General features: G+C 30.7%; 1 protein-coding gene and 1 pseudogene. Both read right to left on the reverse strand.

Translation table 11 applies throughout. The features are described from left to right. On the reverse strand, nt 1-339 hold a 339-nt coding region (locus RI01_RS03165; RefSeq protein WP_017193221.1), incomplete at its 3' end, for a dTMP kinase. Between the two features lie 59 nt (nt 340-398). Next, a pseudogene (locus tag RI01_RS03505) lies at nt 399-657 on the reverse strand (endonuclease); the annotation flags it as partial.

Raw genomic sequence — 657 nt, forward strand, 5'->3', positions numbered from 1 at the left:
CTTAAAGATCTTTTTTAAAGGGAAAAGTTGTTTCTTTTCCTTGGAAAAAGGAAATAATTGGTAAGCATAAGTGGATGGTAACCAACGGTCTAAGATGATTAATTGGTTGTTTTTAAATAATTCCGCTTGGATTTGGGCCATATTGGCGAGACTTAAATAAAAACGAGTGAGGTAATCTACTTGTTGAAAATTTAAAAATAAATCTCTAATTTCCTTCCCAAGTGAACTACTCCCTAAACCTTGATAAGTTTGAAAGGGAGTTTTTAAATGGGGTTGAAGGGAATTGATAAGAGAAGTTTTTCCGCTCCCATCAAGTCCTTCAAAAACGATTAATTTCATTATTGATTTCTCCTTTTATTTGGTTTTGGGTATAAAAAAAGACCTTCAAATTGAAGGTCTTAGTTGTATTTTATTTTGCTTAATTGTTTTAAATAAGTTGTTTGTGATAATTCTTCTTTTGCTTTGTTTAGAAGATTTAGATATTTTTTACTATCAGCAATCATTTTAGATATGAAGTTTTTATCTTGATAAATGCGGACCACATGGTATTTTATGTCGTTAAAATAAACTAAAAAGTAAGCGAAGTTCGCTTGAGAACAGTAGAGTTGACATTGAACTTGGGCCCAGTAGTATTGAGGAATATTTTCTAAATGAGGA

Origin of the sequence: Italian clover phyllody phytoplasma str. MA1 (assembly GCF_000300695.1) — a bacterium.
Classification (GTDB): Bacteria; Bacillota_I; Bacilli_A; order Acholeplasmatales; family Acholeplasmataceae; genus Phytoplasma.